Raw genomic sequence first — 18,662 nt, 5'->3', positions numbered from 1 at the left:
AATGTCAATCTTATTTGTATGAACGTTGTTTTAGTTCAATATCTTTAAATTCTAATTCTTCTTTATGTAAAACGGCATCTGCAGGTTCGCCTTTGTATTCCCAGGCTGCAACAAACGCAAAGTCTTTATCGTTACGTTTTGCTTCGCCTTTTTGCTCACCACTTTCTTCAACAGACTCCTCTCTAAAGTGACCTCCACAAGATTCTTCTCTCATTAAAGCATCTTTAGCGAACAATTCTCCTAATTCAAGGAAATCGGCCACACGACCAGCTTTCTCTAGTTCAGGGTTCATTTCGTCTGCGTTACCTGGCACTTTCACTTCTTTCCAGAACTCTTCACGGATTTGTTTAATTTCAGCCATAGCTTCTTTTAAACCTTTTTCATTACGAGCCATTCCTACTTTATCCCACATCACTTTTCCTAGTTTTTTGTGGAAATAATCAACCGATTTGGACCCTTTATTGTTTACGAAGAAATCGATTCTGTCTTTAACTGATTTTTCAGCTTCATCAAATTCTTTTGAATCTGTTGGAATTTTCCCTGTACGAATATCATCAGCTAAATAATCACCAATAGTATAAGGTAACACGAAATAACCATCGGCTAAACCTTGCATTAAAGCCGAAGCTCCAAGGCGGTTAGCACCGTGATCTGAGAAGTTAGCCTCACCAATACAGTAACATCCAGGAATGGTAGTCATTAAGTTATAATCAACCCAAACACCTCCCATGGTATAGTGCGTTGCAGGATAAATCATCATAGGTGTTTTGTATGGATTCTCATCAACGATTTTCTCATACATCTGGAATAAATTTCCGTATTTAGCTTCCACAATTTTCTCTCCTAATTCAATAATTTTTTCCTTAGAAGGATTCTTTAAATTGTGAATTTTAGCCTGTTCTTCACCGTAGCGTTCGATAGCCGAAGCAAAATCTAAATACACCGCTTCACCTGTAGCGTTAACACCGTAACCAGCATCACAACGCTCTTTTGCTGCACGAGAAGCTACATCACGAGGCACTAAGTTACCAAATGCAGGATAACGGCGCTCTAAATAGTAATCCCTTTCTTCTTCGGACAAATCGGTTGGTTTTTTACGACCTTCACGAATTGCCATGACATCTTCCATATTTTTAGGCACCCAGATACGTCCGTCGTTACGTAAAGACTCAGACATCAATGTTAATTTAGACTGATAATCTCCTGAACGTGGAATACAAGTTGGGTGAATTTGTGTATAACAAGGATTTGCAAAATAGGCTCCTTTCTTGTGAATTTTCCAAGCTGCCGTAGCATTCGATCCCATAGCATTTGTAGACAAGAAATAAACATTTCCATATCCACCAGAAGCAATAACAACCGCATGAGCCGAATGACGTTCGATTTCACCAGTAATTAAATTACGGGCAATAATACCACGTGCTTTACCATCAACAATAACAACGTCTAACATTTCATGACGATTGAACATCTCAATCTTACCACGAGCAATTTGACGATTCATTGCAGAATAAGCTCCTAATAATAACTGTTGTCCTGTTTGTCCTTTAGCATAGAAAGTTCTGGATACTAAAACCCCTCCAAAAGAACGGTTATCTAATAACCCACCATAATCACGAGCAAAAGGTACACCTTGTGCCACACACTGGTCGATAATATTAGCAGATACTTCAGCTAATCGATATACATTAGCCTCACGTGAGCGGTAATCGCCCCCTTTTACTGTATCGTAGAATAATCTGTATGTTGAATCTCCATCACCTTGATAGTTCTTTGCGGCATTAATACCACCCTGTGCAGCAATAGAGTGTGCACGTCTTGGTGAATCCTGATAAGCAAATGCTTTTACATTATAACCTAACTCTGCTAAAGTCGCAGCTGCCGAACCTCCTGCCAAACCAGTCCCTACAACAATAACATCTATATGACGTTTATTAGCAGGGTTTACAAGGTTTATTTTATTTTTATAATCTGTCCATTTATCTTTAATTGGACCTTCTGGTACTCTTGAATCTAAAGCCATTTTATATAAGATTAATGGTTAAAGTGGTGAAATAAAGCGATAATAATAAATCCTAATGGAATTATGATCGAATACGCTTTACCAAGTTTTTGTAATGTTTCTTTTCTACCTGCAGTAGACCCCATAGATTGGAATGCAGAAGTAAAACCGTGTGCTAAATGTAATCCCAAAAGAACAAAAGCAACGATATAAGCACCAACTCTAACTGGGTTATGGAATTTCTCAACCATTTCATGGAAATACCTAAAACCGCCATCATGCATTCCAGACATATCGCCTTGAATGTATTTTGTATTTATTTCTGGGAACCAAAAATCTATAAAGTGAAGAACTATAAACGCTAAAATAACAAGTCCGCTTAAAATCATGTTTCTACTCATCCAAGTAGAATTAGCAGCTCCATTATTTTTAGCATATGCTACACCCTGAGCTTTTTTGTTTTTCAATTCTAAAACAAACCCCATAACAAAATGAAATACAACACCAAAAATTAAAACGGGTTGTAAAGCGAATTGCACTAGAGGATTTGTTCCCATAAAATGCGACAGTTCATTGAACAAGTCTTCACTAAACAAGGAAGTAATATTTACCGCTAAATGAATAATTAAGAAAAACATGAGGAAGAATGCAGAAAGCGCCATAGCCACTTTTCTTCCAATTGAAGATTTAAAAAATCCGGTCATTTTTAATATATTAGTTAATACGCTAGCAAAGGTAAGAACCAAGCCTATTTTTAACAAGTTTTAAATAAGCTTTTATTTGGTATTTAGAATGGGTTTAAAGAAAAATCTATAGAACGCTATATAAGTTTAAAATCTAAATAGATATGATTAACACAACCCTCTAAATCAAACGCTTCCAAAGTCACCTATCGAATTTTATATTTAGAATTAGTTTCGAACTCCACTTTAAATTTTAAAATGAAGTTAAATCTATAAAATTATCTAAATCTTAGTATATATTTTACTTAGCTTTGCTCAATTCATAAAACGAAAAATCTTCAAAATACAATGAAATACAAAAGAATAGACAGCAATCTTTTCATTAATAACAGAAAGAATTTCGCTGAAAAAATGAAACCAAACAGTTTAGCGGTTTTCAATTCTAATGATATTTATCCAATAAGTGCCGACAGCACCATGCCTTTTCAGCAACACAGAGATATTTTTTATTTAAGTGGTGTCGATCAGGAAGAAAGTATTCTGGTTATTTTCCCGGATTGTCCAAGAGAAAAGCACCGTGAAATATTATTTTTAAAAGAAACAAACGAACACATTGCCATTTGGGAAGGCGAAAAATTAACCAAAGAAGAAGCCTTTGAAACTTCTGGAATCAAAACAGTTTATTGGCTTAAGGACATGGAAAAAATCATGTTCGAAATCATGACACAGTGTGATACCGTATACATTAACACCAATGAGCATTACAGATCCAATGTTGAAACTGAAACACGTGAAGATCGTTTTACAAAATGGTTAAAAAACAGGTATCCTGCACATGCCGTTGCTAAGAGCGCTCCTATTTTACACCGTTTACGTTCTGTAAAGAGTCAGATTGAAATCGACCTTATACAAGAAGCCTGTAACATTACAGAAAAAGGATTCCGTAGGTTATTGAACTTCGTAAAACCAGGTGTTTGGGAATATGAAATTGAAGCAGAATTAATGCACGAATTCTTAAGAAACCGTTCAAAAGGTTTTGCCTACACCCCAATTATTGCCGCAGGTAATAACGCCAATGTCTTGCACTATGTTGAAAACAATCAACAATGTAAAGCGGGCGATTTAATTTTATTAGACACCGCAGCAGAATACGCGAATTATTCCAGTGACTTAACCAGAACAATTCCAGCTTCCGGCAGATACAGCAAACGCCAAAAAGAGGTTTACAATGCTGTAAATCGCGTTAAAAAAGAGGCTACAAAAATGCTTATTCCTGGAGCCGATTGGGCAGATTATCATTTTGAGGTTGGAAAACTTATGACTTCGGAATTACTAGGTTTAGGTTTATTGGATAAGGCCGATGTACAAAATGAGAATCCAGATTGGCCAGCTTACAAAAAATATTTCATGCATGGTACTTCTCATCATATTGGTTTAGACACACATGACGTGGGTATTTTAACAGAACCCATGCAAGCGAATATGGTATGGACTGTTGAGCCTGGTATTTATATTCCAGACGAAGGTTTTGGTATACGATTAGAAGATGATGTTGTTATCCAAGAAACAGGAGAACCATTCAACCTCATGCAAAATATTCCTATTGAAGCGGACGAAATTGAAGATATTATGAATTCATAATGAAAGTTTCCATAGCTTACAACAACAAAAAGGGTCGTTTCAAAACGACCCTTTCTTTTTAACAATACTAAAAAATTGCAATTTACAGAGTGACTAATTCAAATAAATAATCGTTCAGCTTGCTAAGTGTCTTTATTTTGTCTTTCGAGTTAATTAATAACGAAATATTATTGCTACTACCTCCATAAGAAATCATTCTAATTTTCACATCTTGTAATACCTGAAACAACTTATAAGTTTCCTGATTATTTACAATAGAATGTCCTACTAAGCATACAATACTTTGATCTCTATCAACTTCGATTGTAGCAATTTTTTCTAACTCATTTAATATCTTATCAAGATTTTTATCATCATCAATAGTTAGTGATACTGCCACCTCAGAGGTAGTAATCATATCAATTGGCGTTTGATAAACTTCAAATATTTCGAATACTTTTTTCAAAAACCCATAGGCTTGAAGCATTCTTGCCGACTTAATTTTAATGGCAATGATATTATCTTTTGCTGCAATAGCCTTAACACCTATTTCTGAATGATCGTTATTAATTAACGTTCCAAAAGCCAATGGATTCATCGTATTTTTTAAACGTACCGGAATATTGTCGGCACGCACAGGTGTTACCGTTTGAGGATGTAATATTTTAGCTCCAAAATACGCCAACTCGGCAGCCTCCTCGAATGATAAGTTTGAAATTGGCTTCGTATTTTCAACATATCTAGGATCATTATTATGCATACCATCAATATCGGTCCAGATCTGTACTTCTTCTGCCAATACAGCAGCACCAATAATAGTCGCTGTATAATCACTTCCTCCACGCTGTAAATTTGAAATGGCGCCCTGATCATCCAAACATATAAATCCTTGAGTAATATAAATATCTGCATCACCTGCCTGATCTAAACTATCTTTTAAATGCGACTTAATATGAGCCATATCAGGATCTTTATCTGCATCTATTTTCATAAAATCTAAAGCAGGCAATAAAGCTGAGCTAATACCTTCTTGCTTTAAAAAGCAATTCACCATATATGTAGAAAGTAATTCTCCCTGAGCTAATATTTGATTCTCTAATTGCAAAGAATACGTTTTTTTAGCCGAAGCTACCAATAACTGAAACACTTCAGACACATAATCCTTAACCTGAGCATTTATACTTTCGTCGCTTAATAATTGATCTACAACGGCAATATAAGTTTCCTGAAGCACATTTATTTTTTCTACCGCTTCACTCGCTTTATTATCCTTAATATCATTGGCAATAGCAACTAAATGATTTGTTGTACCAGACATTGCTGATAAAACAACAATCTTTTTCTCTCCGTTGTGAATAATGTTTTTTACATTATTAATATTCTCAACCGAACCAACAGAGGTACCACCAAATTTTAATACTTTCATATAGTATGCACTTAAACTTTTCTACACAGTCTGTAATTTTTACATTACCTACTTCATTTTCATTAATTTGAGCCAAAACTATAACTACTATCTCAGAAAAAAATATTTATTAAAAAAAATGTTTACTTTTACACATATTGTTAAATAATTAACATGAAGACTGTATCTAACTGTGTAGAAGACATATTAATTACACAACCTTATTTAGAAGAAGCACTTTCAAGAAACATTATTAATTTTAGTGCACTGGCCATAGAATTAACCGAACCTATAAGTAAAATGCTTAAAAAGGAGGTTAAGCCTGGCGCTATAATGATGGCTTTGAGACGTTACAATCCTCCGATAACTTTATCGAATTCTGTTAAGATGAAAAAAGTCATGCAGAATTTAGGAGATATAACCGTACGTTCCAACCTAACCGACTTTACTGTAAAAAATTCGGAAACAATTATCGACAATCATGCGAAAATCTTAGAACGCATTAATCAGGAGCCGAAATTATTTTACACCTTTACGCGAGGTATTCACGAAAGTAATATAATTGTTTCAAGCGGTCTTGACGACTTTATTAAAGAGTGCCTGAAGAATGAAACATTTTTAGCTATCCAGGACGGCTTATCTGCTATAAGTGTAAATTTACCACAGGACAACTCTAAAATTGCCGGATTGTATTACCAGTTCTTTAAACGTTTGGCCTGGGAAGGCATTGGCATTTACGAAGTAATCTCAACCACGAACGAGTTCACTATTTTGGTTGAAGATGACATTGTCGACAAGGCATTCGCTGCTATAAAGAAAGTTAAGGCCTAAATCAAAAATATGACCATAACATATAAAGGTGCACATGTATTTTTCACAGATACGGGAACAGGTGATACTTTAGTTTTCCTTCATGGATTTTTAGAAAACCACCTTATGTGGCAACATGTTGTTCCTGCTTTATCTAAAAAGCATCGCGTGATTTGCATCGATTTACCAGGACATGGACAAACGGAATGTTTTGGCTACATCCACAGTATGGAACTCATGGCAGAAGTTGTAGAAGTGGTACTTTTACATTTAAAAATTGAAAACGCTACGTTTTTTGGACATTCTATGGGAGGCTATGTGGCTCTAGCATATGCAGAAAAAAACACTAATAAAGTTAAAGGTTTAGGTTTATTGAATTCGACAGCCCTACCTGACACCGAAGAAAAAAGAATTAATCGCGACCGTGGTATTGTAGCAGTAAAACAAAATCATAAAACCTTTATTCGTATTGCTATTAATAATTTATTTAATCCGGCCAATAGTAAAAAATTCGAGAAGGACATTAAAGCTATAACTACTAGAGCACTGCAAACACCGCTTCAAGGTATTATTGCTGCACTAGAAGGCATGAAAATAAGATCCAACAGAGAACATATTTTTCAAAATGGTAATTTTAAAAAGATGATGATCGCAAGCAAAAATGACCCGGCCTTAGATTTTAATACCCTTGTAAATCAAACCAAATACAGCGACGTCTATTTTGTAGAATTTCCCGATGGACATATGAGTTATATTGAAAACGAACGTTTATTCTTACGTATAATAGTGCATTTCATCGAAAAAATATAGCTTTTTGTCGTTTTACTCTTTTTTTTACTTATGTTTAAGGTCCTAAATCACTCGAACCATGGAAAATACGACCAAAAAAACGGCATTGATTCCAAAAATGTATTGTAGTATTTTTGGACATGATTATGTGATAACAAAAAAAGTAACTTATCACGTAAAAGAGTATACTTGCACCCATTGTAAAAGACAGCTTACAACCAACAGCAATGGAAACCTAACTGAACTCACTCCAAAATTTCAGGAAATAAACCAAATACTTGAAAAAATTTACAATTCACGTATGGAACGTATGAAAAACAAACAATTCGCATAAGCAATTAACAAACAGTAAATTAGATATTAAAATTCTATTTATTATTCACTAGTATTTTGTACTTTCGTATTTTAATTAAACACCAATAAGTACAAATGAAAAACCTTCATTGCAAGGTATTTGGACACCAGTATAACATTACGCGACATGTTACTTACCATGTAAAAGAATACACCTGTAAAATCTGTAAAAAGCAACTTACTACGAACGGAAATGGACTCTTAACAGAGCTAACACCAAAATTTAAGGAAATAAACAACGTATTAGAATATGTATATTTTAAACGAATAAATCGCTTAAATAAATATACCGCTTCGTCACGACATAACCGCTCTAAAACTCGGGAATCAGTTTAATCGTTAAAATTTTTCCAGCCCTGAGCTTTAATTGGAATTTTGGTCTCTGCCCTGGTAACTAAATGCATGCCCGCACTTTCTTCGGTTATATATCCAATAACACTAAAATGGGGATTTGCCTTAATTTTAGGAAAATCTTCCTGAGAAATAGTAAATAATAATTCGTAATCTTCTCCTCCATTTAAAGCCACAGTAGTACTGTCTATATCGAATTCTTCACAAGTAGCTATCACTTGCGGGTCTAAAGGAATTTTATTTTCATATAAATCACATCCCACTTTACTCTGCGTACAAATATGCATAAGTTCAGAAGACAAACCATCACTTATGTCAATCATTGCCGTAGGTTTTACTTCCAATTCCTTGAGCAATTTAATAATATCCTTACGCGCCTCAGGTTTTAACTGACGCTCTATAATATAAGTATAAGCATCTAAATCGGGTTGATTATTAGGATTTACTTTAAATACTTCCTTTTCTCGCTCTAATACCTGAAGCCCCATATAAGCCCCACCTAAATCACCACTAACAACAATTAAATCATTTGGCTTAGCACCATTTCTATAAACTTCATTTTCAACCTCTCCAATAGCTGTTACAGATATTAAAAGTCCTTTATTAGAAGACGTAGTATCACCACCAACAACATCAATATTATAAATCTTAGCAGCCGTTTCAATTCCTGCATATAACTCCTCCAACGCTTCTAAAGGAAACCGGTTAGAAACTGCTATCGACACCGTAATTTGACTAGCTTCAGCATGCATCGCATACACATCCGATAAATTTACCATTACCGCCTTATAACCTAGGTGTTTTAACGGCATGTAACTTAAATCGAAATGCACACCTTCAACCAATAAGTCTGTAGTAACAACAATTTTGCCCTTTTTAAAATTTAATACCGCTGCATCATCGCCGATACCTTTAACTGTAGATTTATGGTTAATTTCAAAATTCTTGGTTAAGTGATCTATTAATCCAAATTCACCTAAATCACTTAGTTGCGTACGTTGTTGATTTTTATCTTCTATCATACTGCAAAAATAAGAAGCTTATTTTACAAACTCATATTTTAACAATTAATAAATACTTTGAGAATAATCGTAAAATTAACAATACAACAACCCATTTGTAAACAATAAGAAAATCCTATGAAACTATATAGGAATATAATGTTAGGTTATATGGTAATCCGTGACTTATATTGTATATTTGTCCCCTATTTAGACAAAATCTATTTAAGAATTATGATAAAAGTTTCTGAAACAGCTAAAAAGAAAGTTATCGAACTTATGCAGGAGGATGGCTTTAACCCGGCAACCGACTACGTACGTGTTGGTGTAAAAAGCGGTGGTTGTTCTGGGCTATCTTACGATTTAAAGTTTGACAAAGAAAATAAAGAAGACGATAAAGTTTTTGAAGATAATGATGTAAAAATCATAGTCGATAAAAAAAGTTTCCTATACTTAGTAGGAACAACTTTAGAATACTCTGGAGGATTAAACGGAACTGGATTTGTATTTAATAATCCAAACGCAAATCGTACTTGTGGTTGCGGTGAAAGTTTCTCTTTATAAAAACACACAATGAATAAATATACCGAAGACGATTTAAGGGAAGAGCTTAAAACCAAAGAATACGAATACGGATTTTATACAGATATAGCATCCGATACGTTTCCTGTTGGCTTAAATGAAGATATTGTTCGAGCAATTTCAATAAAAAAAGAAGAACCAGAATGGATGACCGAATGGCGTTTAAACGCGTTTCGTTCTTGGCAAGAAATGACCGAGCCTGAATGGGCGAATGTACATTACGAAAAACCAGATTTTCAAGCCATATCTTATTACTCTGCACCTAATAGCAAACCAAAATACGATAGCCTAGACGAAGTAGACCCAGAATTATTGGATACGTTTAGTAAGTTAGGCATTTCGTTAGATGAACAAAAGAAGTTAGCCGGTGTAGCGATGGATGTTGTAGTCGATTCTGTATCGGTTGCCACAACATTTAAAGCAACATTAGCTGAAAAAGGCATTATATTTTGTTCTATTTCTGAAGCTATTCGTGAGTACCCAGATTTAGTAAAAAAATATATTGGTACCGTAGTACCACAAAAGGATAATTTCTATGCAGCATTAAACTCAGCGGTTTTTAGTGATGGTAGTTTCTGTTATATTCCTAAAGGTGTAAAATGCCCTATGGAATTATCAACTTATTTCAGAATAAACCAAGCTGGAACGGGACAATTCGAAAGAACTTTAGTAATTGCTGATGAAGGTAGTTACGTAAGTTATCTAGAAGGTTGTACTGCTCCTAGCCGTGACGAAAACCAATTACATGCTGCTGTAGTAGAATTAATTGCCTTAGATAATGCTGAAATAAAATACAGTACCGTTCAAAACTGGTACCCTGGAAACGCAGAAGGCAAAGGAGGTGTTTACAACTTCGTTACTAAACGTGGACTTTGTGAAACCAATGCCAAAATTTCTTGGACACAGGTAGAAACTGGAAGTGCCGTGACTTGGAAATATCCTTCATGTGTACTTAAAGGAGATAATTCGGTTGGTGAGTTCTACTCGATTGCTGTAACCAACAATTATCAGCAGGCCGATACAGGTACTAAAATGATTCACCTTGGTAAAAACACCAAATCGACTATCATTTCAAAAGGTATCTCAGCCGGTAAATCTCAAAACAGTTATAGAGGTTTAGTACAGATTAATTCTCGTGCCGAAAACGCTCGTAACTTCTCACAGTGCGACAGTTTATTAATGGGTAACGAATGTGGTGCACACACGTTCCCATATATTGAGGTTAAAAATAAATCGGCTAAAATAGAGCACGAAGCTACCACCAGTAAAATTGGAGAAGACCAAATATTTTACTGTAACCAGCGTGGTATCGATACCGAAAAAGCCATTGCCTTAATTGTAAACGGATTTAGTAAAGAAGTACTTAATAAATTACCCATGGAGTTTGCGGTTGAAGCGCAAAAACTTCTGGAAATAAGTTTAGAAGGTAGCGTAGGTTAATTTAAAATCCCATGAAAAAAGCATTTGTTTTAATTCTAAGTGTTGCAGCCTTATTAAGCTGTAAAAATGACAAAAAAACGACTACAAACATAGAAGAAACCTTTACAGCAGATAGCCCGGAAAAAACAGCCAAACAAAATGATGGCTTAACCTTATTAAAAGGTGATTTCATATATTTTGAAGGTGCAGCTGTATTACAAACACATGCTAATATTTACGGAGTTTTTTTAACCGATAAATTATATGAGCTAAACAAACGCGCTCAGGAATATAAAAATGAACCAACGGATATGGTTCAAGTAGAAATAAGAGGAAAAATAACAAATAAAGCCGACGATAAAATTCTTTGGGATAACAAAGTTGAGATTGTAGAAATCTTAAATGTAAAACAAGCAGATCCAGAGGATAATAATGTTGTAAAATTAGGACAAGAATAGTATGTTAAAAATTGAGAATTTACACGCCAGTGTTGAGGATAAAGCCATCTTAAGAGGTATTAACTTAGAAGTAAAACCGGGCGAGGTGCATGCCATAATGGGACCAAACGGTTCAGGTAAAAGTACATTATCTTCTGTAATTGCAGGAAAAGAAGAATACGACGTTACCGAAGGTAGTATCATTTTTAATGACGAAGATATTGAAGATTTAGCAGCAGAAGAACGTGCTCATAAAGGAATTTTCTTATCATTTCAATACCCTGTTGAAATTCCTGGAGTTTCAGTAACAAACTTTATGAAAACAGCTATTAACGAAACCCGTAAAGCTCAAGGATTAGAAGAGATGCCTGCTAAAGACATGCTGAAACTTATCCGCGAAAAATCAGAATTACTTGAAATCGACCGTAAATTTTTATCACGTTCCTTAAACGAAGGCTTTTCAGGTGGTGAAAAGAAACGTAATGAAATTTTTCAAATGGCCATGCTCGAACCCAAACTTGCTATTCTTGATGAAACCGATTCTGGTTTAGATATCGATGCGCTTCGCATTGTAGCTAATGGTGTAAACAAATTAAAAAATAAAGACAACGCCGTTGTAGTTATTACGCATTACCAAAGACTATTAGATTATATCGTTCCAGATTTTGTTCATGTACTTTACAATGGTAGAATTGTTAAATCGGGCGGAAAAGAATTAGCGCACGAATTAGAAGAAAAAGGTTACGACTGGATTAAAGAAGAAGTGAACGCTTAATAACAAGCAAATGGATTTAAAAGATAAATTAGTTTCATCATTTCTAGCATTCGAAAACCGTGTCGATGTAGACACCTATGTGCACGACGTTAGATCTGATGCAATCAAAATATTCGAAGAAAAAGGCTTTCCTACAAAAAAGGAAGAAGCTTGGAAATACACCTCATTAAACAGTGTATTAAAACAAGATTACAGCCTGTTTCCTCAAAAAGAAAGCTCTATAGAATACGGCGATGTAAAAAAATATTTCATTCATGATATCGATTCATATAAAATCGTATTTATAGATGGCAAATATTCTTCATACCTATCGCAAACCACCCACGACGGTATCGACGTATGCCTAATGTCGGCGGCAATTTCAAAACCAAAATACCGCTTAGTCATAGAGAATTATTTTAATAAAGCTGCAACTAAAGATAGTTTATCGTCTTTAAACACAGCTTTCTCGAGCGAAGGTGCATACATTCATATTCCTAAAAATAAATTGGTTGAAAAACCAATTCAAATTATACATTTTTCGACCGGATCGGAGGCTGCCACGATGTTGCAACCACGCAACCTGATTGTTGTAGACGAGAATTCGCATGTACAAATTATCGAGCGTCACCAGAGTTTAACCAACAATCCGGTATTAACAAACAGTGTTACGGAGATTTTTACGAATAAACGCGCCATTGTCGATTATTACAAAATTCAGAACGATAGCGAAAATGCCTCCTTAATTGATAATACGTTTGTAAAACAAAAAAGAGAAAGTCATGCTTCAGTGCATACCTTCAGCTTTGGTGGTAAATTAATTCGCAATAACCTGAACTTTTTCCAAAATGGTGAGCGTATCGATTCCACACTAAAAGGAGTGACCATTATTGGAAACAAACAACACGTAGATCATAATACCTTAGTACATCATATAGAACCAAATTGTGAAAGTCACCAAGACTACAAGGGGATTTTCGACGATAGTTCTACAGGGGTATTCAACGGTAAAGTAGTTGTTGAAAAAGAAGCTCAAAAAACCAATGCATTTCAAGCTAACAATAACATATTAATAAGCGACAAAGCAACTATTAATACCAAGCCTCAATTAGAAATTTTTGCAGATGATGTGAAATGTTCGCATGGTTGTACTATAGGGCAACTGGACGAAAGTGCTATGTTTTATATGCGTTCTCGCGGTATTCCTGAAAAAGAAGCTAAAGGTCTTTTAATGTATGCCTTTAGTAATAATGTATTAAGTTCGGTTAAAATTCCGGAAGTAAAACAACGCATCACTAAACTCATTGCTACCAAATTAGGTGTTAATATCGGATTTGATTTGTAAAATTATTAGAAGCTCCTCCCGCTTTCGGCAGTCGCTCTCTGCGAGGAGCTTCAACAAATGCCTCAATCGGGGCTAAACATAAAGCCATGTTCAATATAAACGAGATAAGAAAAGATTTTCCAATACTTTCACGTACAGTTAACGGTAAACCTCTAGTATATTTCGATAATGCGGCCACATCGCAAACCCCACAACAGGTTATAGATGTTATTGTAGACTATTATTCAAACTATAATGCCAACATTCACCGTGGCGTACATAGCTTGAGTCAGGAAGCTACCGATAAATATGAGCAGGCAAGACATACTATCCAAAAGCATTTTAACGCAAAACATGCCCATGAAATTATTTTCACATCAGGCACAACACATGGCATTAACCTAGTAGCTAATGGATTTTCCAGCATTTTGAAAGCTGGCGACGATATTCTGGTTTCTGCCTTAGAACATCATAGCAATATTGTACCATGGCAAATGCTCTGTGAGCGTACAGGAGCGAATTTAAAAGTAATACCGATGAATCAGGAAGGAGAATTGGTGATACCCGAATTCGATGCCTTACTTTCAAAAAACACGAAATTGGTATTCGTAAATCATGTTTCAAATGCTTTAGGAACCATAAACCCAATTGAATACATTATAAAACAAGCTCACTTAGTAGGCGCTGCCGTCTTAATTGATGGGGCACAATCAACACCACACATTAAGCCAGATGTTCAGGCTTTAGATGTCGATTTTTATGTTGCTTCAGCACATAAAATGTGTGGTCCTACCGGCCAGGGCATGCTCTATGGAAAAGAATCCTGGCTAAAGAAATTACCACCATACCAAGGTGGTGGCGAAATGATTGCCGAAGTCACTTTCGAAAAAACAACCTACGCCGAATTACCCCATAAATTCGAAGCAGGCACCCCTAACATATGCGGTGGTATCGCTTTTGGGGCTGCTATAGATTACATGAATACTATAGGTTTCGACACTATTGCCAGCTACGAAAACGAATTATTGGTATATGCAACTAAGCAATTGCAAAACATCGAGGGGCTTACTATCTATGGTACTTCAAAGCAAAAAACCTCAGTTATCTCATTTAACCTTGATGGCATTCATCCATACGACGTAGGCACCATTCTAGATAAATTAGGCATTGCTGTGCGTACGGGTCATCATTGCGCACAACCTATAATGGACTTCTATAGTATTCCGGGAACAGTTCGGGCTTCGTTTGCTTTTTATAATACTAAAGAAGAAATCGATGCGCTAATTACTGGCATTAAAAAGGCTAAAATGATGCTTTCTTAGTGTATTATTCTATTTACAATAATTAAATATCAATACTCAAAATCGGGGCTTTATCGAAAACTTAACCCATTCATTTAGTTTTTATTAGGGTTAAATTAAAAAATCATATATTTAAATTCTGTATCCTAAAAAATAGATTTTAAATAATGAAAACTTCCCTCTTTAAATTTATTCTACTGCTACTTGTTATTACCGCCTGTAATAATAACGACATTGAAACCGCTCAAGAACCTGTTGAAATTGATATGAGTGATTTTTATTTATACACTAATACGGATGAAGTAAGTTCGAAACAGATTAATGGTAAATCACAAATCAATAAATGTTATACCATGTCTAATTTAAACCGTTTATTGGATGAAACTCCTGGTTTAGAAACACGCATGTATGCCATAGAATACCAAACCAGAAAATTTATAGCTTCAAAAAAACCGTCGGGAACGCCAGGAGGAGGGCCTAATACAGAAGATCCTACCGATCCAGCACCATCTGTTCCGTATGATGGCATAGTAACTATCCCTGTAATTATAAATATAATAGAACAATATGACCAGCAAATTACCCAAGCACATATTGATTCTCAAATAGAAATTTTAAACACAGATTTTAGCAATAATAATACTCATTTATCATCTGTTCCAGATGAATTTGCAACATTATCAGCGGACTTTCAAATAAAATTTGAATTTGCGGGCATTCAAAGAAAAACCTCTAATAAAAATAGCTGGGGTACCAGAGATGCTATGAAATCTTCAAAAAAAGGAGGTTTCGACCCTATTGATCCTGCCAATAATCTAAATATCTGGGTTTGTGAAATTGGAGGCGGCATTTTGGGCTATGCACAATTCCCGGGAGGCCCTTCTAAAACCGATGGTATTGTAATTGGTTTGGACTACTTTGGAGAAAACCTAGATGGTAAGGAATATGGTCACGGAAGAACTGCAACCCATGAAGTTGGGCACTGGTTAAACCTCAGACATATTTGGGGTGATGGAGGTTGTAGTTATGATGATTTTATAGAAGATACACCTAGAGCGGATGGCCCAAATTATGGTTGTCCTGGAGAGGTTTATTCATGCAATAATACCGTTCGTGATATGACCATGAATTACATGGATTACGTTTACGATAACTGTATGTATATGTTTACAGAAGGGCAAAACTTAAGATCACGTGCACTCTTTGCAAGCGATGGCGCCAGAAGAAGTTTTATAGATTAAAAATGACACTTCAATAAATTAAAAAAGACGCCTATTGGGCGTCTTTTTTATTAAAATAAACTCAAAAATACCCTACTATTAACTGCATCCTTATCAGAAAATATTGAATAGGAATATTTCTTGTTGTATTTTTACATAAAATTTTGACACTGTGAGTATAGAAGAAATTCAGAATGAAATAATTGACGAATTCTCAATGTTTGAAGACTGGGAAGAACGTTACCAATATATGATCGACTTAGGGAAAGATTTACCCTTAATTGACGACCAATACAAAACCGACAACAATATTATAAAAGGCTGCCAAAGTAAAGTATGGGTTCATGCCGAATTAAAAGATGATAAAATAGAATTTACTGCCGATAGCGATGCCATTATCACAAAAGGTATTATCGCTATTTTAATACGCGTATTTTCTAATCAAAGTCCAAAAGATATTATCGATGCCAATATGGATTTCATTGATGAAATTGGATTAAAAGAACACTTATCACCTACCAGAGCCAATGGCTTAGTAAGCATGATAAAACAATTAAAAATGTATGCTATTGCATACCAAACACAATTAAAATAATGAGTGAAACAATAGATACCGCCGAACTAGGTGAAAAAATCGTAAATGTACTTAAAACCATTTACGATCCGGAAATTCCTGTAGATATTTACGAACTAGGACTTATCTATGACGTATTTGTTAATGAAGATTACGATGTAAAAATATTAATGACTTTAACCACTCCTAACTGCCCCGTAGCGGAAACGCTACCTATGGAGGTTGAGGAAAAAGTTAAATCCCTGGATGATGTTAAAAGTGCCGAAGTAGAAATCACTTTCGATCCGCCTTGGACTCAAGAATTAATGAGTGAAGAAGCCAAGTTGGAATTAGGCATGCTTTAAAAAAACTATTCCCTTAAACATTATAAATAAAATTGGCCAGGCATAAAGCTGGCAGTAACTATATGGCAGACGAAATTATAAATCGTGTTGCGAACAGCAAATTAGTAACTATTAACCTTGAGGATTATTATCCTCAAGGTCAAAGGGTTTTATTCGACATTAAAGATTGGCTTTTTGAAGGCTTTGTGTTGCGTGAAAAAGATTTTAGGGCCCAAGTTTCAGAGTTTGACTGGGAGCAATATCATGATGCTTATGTGGCGTTAACCTGTAGTACAGATGCTATTATTCCAGGATGGGCTTACATGCTTATTAGTTTGCATTTAAAACCTTTTGCAAAAAAGGTGGTGATAGGTGATTTAATAACTTTAGAAACCTCAATCTATCAGGATATTATAAACAATCTGGATGTTGCAGAATTCCAGGACAAACCCATAATAATAAAAGGCTGTTCTAAAAAACCTGTTCCGGAGAATGCCTATATCATGCTAGCTTCAAAACTACAACCCGTAGCTAAATCCATAATGTATGGTGAAGCCTGTTCCTCGGTTCCTTTATACAAAAACAAACGATAATCACTTTCTAATCAACTCAAATTCTATGAAAAAAACATTACTATTTCTTTCCTTAGTATTTGTTTCTATTAGTACTTCTTTTGCTCAGACCAAAGAAGAATTAGAAACCCAAAAAACAGAAAAAAACGATCAAATTAAAGCTCTTAAAGGCGAAGTAAATGCTATACAGAAAAAATTAGATGCCCTTCCAGGATGGCGTATTGGTGCCTTTGGAGTTATTGGAGGAAGTTTTTCTCAATTTAATAACTGGTATGCACAAGGTGCGCCAAATAACTCTTCAGGTAATATAGGAATTACATTTAACGGCTATGCGAATTTAATTGAGGAAAAATTCTTCTGGAGAAATGCATTAACTGCCAATTTAAAATGGGTAAAGTTAGACGATAGGGACGATCCGGATGATAATTCAAATTTCGAGCCAACCACGGATGTTTTCAACTTATCATCATTATATGGTAGAAACTTAAGCAAATCATTCGCAGTTTCTGGCCTATTAGAATACCGCACTACCCTATTAAATAACTTTAACGATCCAGGTTATTTAGATGTAGGTGTCGGTGGAACATGGACACCCATAGAAAATCTCGTTGTAGTTATACATCCTTTAAACTACAACTTTGTATTTAGTAGTGGTGATACTATTTTCGAATCGACTATGGGAGCTAAAATTGTAGCCGATTATTCAAGAACTTTTAGTAACATAAACTTTAAATCGAATTTTTCAATGTTTCAAAGTTATAAGAGTAATAACTACTCAAACTGGACATGGAATAACTCATTTAGCTATACCCTGTGGAGCGTGATTGGTGTAGGATTTGATTTTGGCTTAAGAAACAACAAGCAGGAAGCTCTTAATTATGCGCTTAACACCCTTGAAATTCCTGACGCAACTTTCGATAATATTGATAACGATTTACAAACATATTACACCCTAGGCTTAGCCTACAAGTTCTAAATCAAAAAAAAATTAAAATTTCCATAAAAAAGCCAATAATTAAATTTATTGGCTTTTTTATTTCAAAACGACTATCTATATTATTTTATTTCAAATAGTTAGACACACAATCTGTCATATCAATAATTCCGATAACAACACAGATAGTCTGTTAAATTCATCTTT

At 34.9% G+C, this 18,662-nt stretch carries 20 protein-coding genes; 16 read left to right on the top strand and 4 right to left on the bottom strand.

The window, feature by feature from the left end; translation table 11 throughout:
- Nucleotides 1-10: 10 nt before the first annotated feature.
- Both H611_RS0110215 and H611_RS0110210 read right to left on the bottom strand, forming a co-directional pair.
- On the bottom strand, nucleotides 11-2,023 hold the full coding sequence (locus H611_RS0110215; protein WP_027138281.1) for a fumarate reductase/succinate dehydrogenase flavoprotein subunit: 2,013 nt from the start codon (nucleotides 2,021-2,023) through the stop codon (nucleotides 11-13).
- Between the two features lie 11 nt (nucleotides 2,024-2,034).
- A complete protein-coding gene (locus H611_RS0110210; RefSeq protein WP_027138280.1) occupies nucleotides 2,035-2,706 on the bottom strand; it encodes a succinate dehydrogenase cytochrome b subunit in 672 nt (223 codons plus the stop codon).
- 327 nt (nucleotides 2,707-3,033) lie between these two features.
- Between H611_RS0110210 and H611_RS0110205 the strand changes: the two genes are divergently transcribed.
- Nucleotides 3,034-4,326: an aminopeptidase P family protein gene (locus tag H611_RS0110205; protein WP_027138279.1), complete on the top strand. Its 1,293-nt coding sequence runs from the start codon at nucleotides 3,034-3,036 to the stop codon at nucleotides 4,324-4,326.
- Nucleotides 4,327-4,408: 82 nt separating this feature from the next.
- Here H611_RS0110205 and H611_RS0110200 read toward each other — a convergent pair whose 3' ends face one another.
- On the bottom strand, nucleotides 4,409-5,731 hold the full coding sequence (locus tag H611_RS0110200; protein ID WP_027138278.1) for an aspartate kinase: 1,323 nt from the start codon (nucleotides 5,729-5,731) through the stop codon (nucleotides 4,409-4,411).
- Between the two features lie 153 nt (nucleotides 5,732-5,884).
- Between H611_RS0110200 and H611_RS0110195 the strand changes: the two genes are divergently transcribed.
- The 4 genes from H611_RS0110195 (at nucleotide 5,885) to H611_RS0110180 (ending at nucleotide 7,999) form a co-directional block, all read left to right on the top strand.
- Nucleotides 5,885-6,541 carry a hypothetical protein gene (locus H611_RS0110195; RefSeq protein ID WP_027138277.1) on the top strand — a complete coding sequence of 219 codons (657 nt, stop codon included), beginning with the start codon at nucleotides 5,885-5,887 and terminating at the stop codon, nucleotides 6,539-6,541.
- A gap of 9 nt (nucleotides 6,542-6,550) precedes the next feature.
- Nucleotides 6,551-7,330 carry an alpha/beta fold hydrolase gene (locus H611_RS0110190; RefSeq protein WP_027138276.1) on the top strand — a complete coding sequence of 260 codons (780 nt, stop codon included), beginning with the start codon at nucleotides 6,551-6,553 and terminating at the stop codon, nucleotides 7,328-7,330.
- 58 nt (nucleotides 7,331-7,388) lie between these two features.
- A complete protein-coding gene (locus H611_RS0110185; protein ID WP_027138275.1) occupies nucleotides 7,389-7,643 on the top strand; it encodes a hypothetical protein in 255 nt (84 codons plus the stop codon).
- A gap of 95 nt (nucleotides 7,644-7,738) precedes the next feature.
- Complete coding sequence (locus H611_RS0110180) at nucleotides 7,739-7,999, top strand: hypothetical protein (RefSeq protein WP_027138274.1); 261 nt, start codon at nucleotides 7,739-7,741, stop codon at nucleotides 7,997-7,999.
- Here H611_RS0110180 and thiL read toward each other — a convergent pair.
- The gene (thiL, locus tag H611_RS0110175) at nucleotides 7,996-9,036 is read right to left on the bottom strand and encodes a thiamine-phosphate kinase (RefSeq protein ID WP_027138273.1); all 1,041 of its coding nucleotides are present in this window, start codon (nucleotides 9,034-9,036) and stop codon (nucleotides 7,996-7,998) included. The genes H611_RS0110180 and thiL overlap by 4 nt on opposite strands.
- Before the next feature lie 213 nt (nucleotides 9,037-9,249).
- Between thiL and H611_RS0110170 the strand changes: the two genes are divergently transcribed.
- The 11 genes from H611_RS0110170 (at nucleotide 9,250) to H611_RS0110115 (ending at nucleotide 18,497) form a co-directional block, all read left to right on the top strand.
- Entirely contained in the window at nucleotides 9,250-9,579 is a 330-nt protein-coding gene (locus tag H611_RS0110170; protein ID WP_027138272.1) for a HesB/IscA family protein, read from the top strand.
- A 9-nt stretch (nucleotides 9,580-9,588) separates the two neighbouring features.
- Entirely contained in the window at nucleotides 9,589-11,037 is a 1,449-nt protein-coding gene (gene sufB, locus H611_RS0110165; protein WP_027138271.1) for a Fe-S cluster assembly protein SufB, read from the top strand.
- A gap of 11 nt (nucleotides 11,038-11,048) precedes the next feature.
- Nucleotides 11,049-11,474, top strand: coding sequence for a hypothetical protein (locus H611_RS0110160; protein WP_027138270.1), 426 nt, complete (start codon nucleotides 11,049-11,051; stop codon nucleotides 11,472-11,474).
- Nucleotide 11,475: 1 nt separating this feature from the next.
- On the top strand, nucleotides 11,476-12,228 hold the full coding sequence (gene sufC, locus H611_RS0110155) for a Fe-S cluster assembly ATPase SufC (RefSeq protein ID WP_027138269.1): 753 nt from the start codon (nucleotides 11,476-11,478) through the stop codon (nucleotides 12,226-12,228).
- A gap of 10 nt (nucleotides 12,229-12,238) precedes the next feature.
- Nucleotides 12,239-13,552 (top strand): Fe-S cluster assembly protein SufD, encoded by a 1,314-nt coding sequence (gene sufD, locus H611_RS0110150; protein ID WP_027138268.1) that lies wholly within the window; start codon nucleotides 12,239-12,241, stop codon nucleotides 13,550-13,552.
- Nucleotides 13,553-13,638: 86 nt separating this feature from the next.
- Nucleotides 13,639-14,853 (top strand): aminotransferase class V-fold PLP-dependent enzyme, encoded by a 1,215-nt coding sequence (locus H611_RS0110140; RefSeq protein ID WP_027138267.1) that lies wholly within the window; start codon nucleotides 13,639-13,641, stop codon nucleotides 14,851-14,853.
- 146 nt (nucleotides 14,854-14,999) lie between these two features.
- Nucleotides 15,000-16,073, top strand: a complete 1,074-nt coding sequence (locus H611_RS0110135; protein WP_027138266.1) for a zinc metalloprotease — start codon at nucleotides 15,000-15,002, stop codon at nucleotides 16,071-16,073.
- Between the two features lie 151 nt (nucleotides 16,074-16,224).
- The gene (locus H611_RS0110130; protein ID WP_027138265.1) at nucleotides 16,225-16,647 is read left to right on the top strand and encodes a SufE family protein; all 423 of its coding nucleotides are present in this window, start codon (nucleotides 16,225-16,227) and stop codon (nucleotides 16,645-16,647) included.
- Entirely contained in the window at nucleotides 16,647-16,970 is a 324-nt protein-coding gene (locus H611_RS0110125; RefSeq protein WP_027138264.1) for an SUF system Fe-S cluster assembly protein, read from the top strand. Before H611_RS0110130 ends, H611_RS0110125 begins: the two co-directional genes overlap by 1 nt.
- 62 nt (nucleotides 16,971-17,032) lie before the next feature.
- Entirely contained in the window at nucleotides 17,033-17,542 is a 510-nt protein-coding gene (locus H611_RS0110120; protein ID WP_027138263.1) for a DUF2480 family protein, read from the top strand.
- 25 nt (nucleotides 17,543-17,567) lie between these two features.
- On the top strand, nucleotides 17,568-18,497 hold the full coding sequence (locus tag H611_RS0110115; protein ID WP_027138262.1) for a DUF3078 domain-containing protein: 930 nt from the start codon (nucleotides 17,568-17,570) through the stop codon (nucleotides 18,495-18,497).
- Nucleotides 18,498-18,662: the final 165 nt, after the last annotated feature.

The organism is Gaetbulibacter saemankumensis DSM 17032 (assembly GCF_000425645.1).
Lineage (GTDB): Bacteria > Bacteroidota > Bacteroidia > Flavobacteriales > Flavobacteriaceae > Gaetbulibacter > Gaetbulibacter saemankumensis.
This window is presented reverse-complemented; position numbering and strand designations above follow the sequence as displayed.

Coding starts and splice junctions, on each gene's coding strand:
- thiL (WP_027138273.1), bottom strand. CDS start 9,036: ATGATAGAAGATAAAAATCAACAACGTACGCAACTAAGTGATTTAGGT.
- H611_RS0110180 (WP_027138274.1), top strand. CDS start 7,739: ATGAAAAACCTTCATTGCAAGGTATTTGGACACCAGTATAACATTACG.
- H611_RS0110190 (WP_027138276.1), top strand. CDS start 6,551: ATGACCATAACATATAAAGGTGCACATGTATTTTTCACAGATACGGGA.
- H611_RS0110185 (WP_027138275.1), top strand. CDS start 7,389: ATGGAAAATACGACCAAAAAAACGGCATTGATTCCAAAAATGTATTGT.
- H611_RS0110210 (WP_027138280.1), bottom strand. CDS start 2,706: ATGACCGGATTTTTTAAATCTTCAATTGGAAGAAAAGTGGCTATGGCG.
- H611_RS0110125 (WP_027138264.1), top strand. CDS start 16,647: ATGAGTGAAACAATAGATACCGCCGAACTAGGTGAAAAAATCGTAAAT.
- H611_RS0110205 (WP_027138279.1), top strand. CDS start 3,034: ATGAAATACAAAAGAATAGACAGCAATCTTTTCATTAATAACAGAAAG.
- H611_RS0110170 (WP_027138272.1), top strand. CDS start 9,250: ATGATAAAAGTTTCTGAAACAGCTAAAAAGAAAGTTATCGAACTTATG.
- H611_RS0110160 (WP_027138270.1), top strand. CDS start 11,049: ATGAAAAAAGCATTTGTTTTAATTCTAAGTGTTGCAGCCTTATTAAGC.
- H611_RS0110120 (WP_027138263.1), top strand. CDS start 17,033: ATGGCAGACGAAATTATAAATCGTGTTGCGAACAGCAAATTAGTAACT.
- H611_RS0110200 (WP_027138278.1), bottom strand. CDS start 5,731: ATGAAAGTATTAAAATTTGGTGGTACCTCTGTTGGTTCGGTTGAGAAT.
- H611_RS0110195 (WP_027138277.1), top strand. CDS start 5,885: ATGAAGACTGTATCTAACTGTGTAGAAGACATATTAATTACACAACCT.
- sufD (WP_027138268.1), top strand. CDS start 12,239: ATGGATTTAAAAGATAAATTAGTTTCATCATTTCTAGCATTCGAAAAC.
- sufC (WP_027138269.1), top strand. CDS start 11,476: ATGTTAAAAATTGAGAATTTACACGCCAGTGTTGAGGATAAAGCCATC.
- H611_RS0110115 (WP_027138262.1), top strand. CDS start 17,568: ATGAAAAAAACATTACTATTTCTTTCCTTAGTATTTGTTTCTATTAGT.
- H611_RS0110215 (WP_027138281.1), bottom strand. CDS start 2,023: ATGGCTTTAGATTCAAGAGTACCAGAAGGTCCAATTAAAGATAAATGG.
- sufB (WP_027138271.1), top strand. CDS start 9,589: ATGAATAAATATACCGAAGACGATTTAAGGGAAGAGCTTAAAACCAAA.
- H611_RS0110140 (WP_027138267.1), top strand. CDS start 13,639: ATGTTCAATATAAACGAGATAAGAAAAGATTTTCCAATACTTTCACGT.
- H611_RS0110135 (WP_027138266.1), top strand. CDS start 15,000: ATGAAAACTTCCCTCTTTAAATTTATTCTACTGCTACTTGTTATTACC.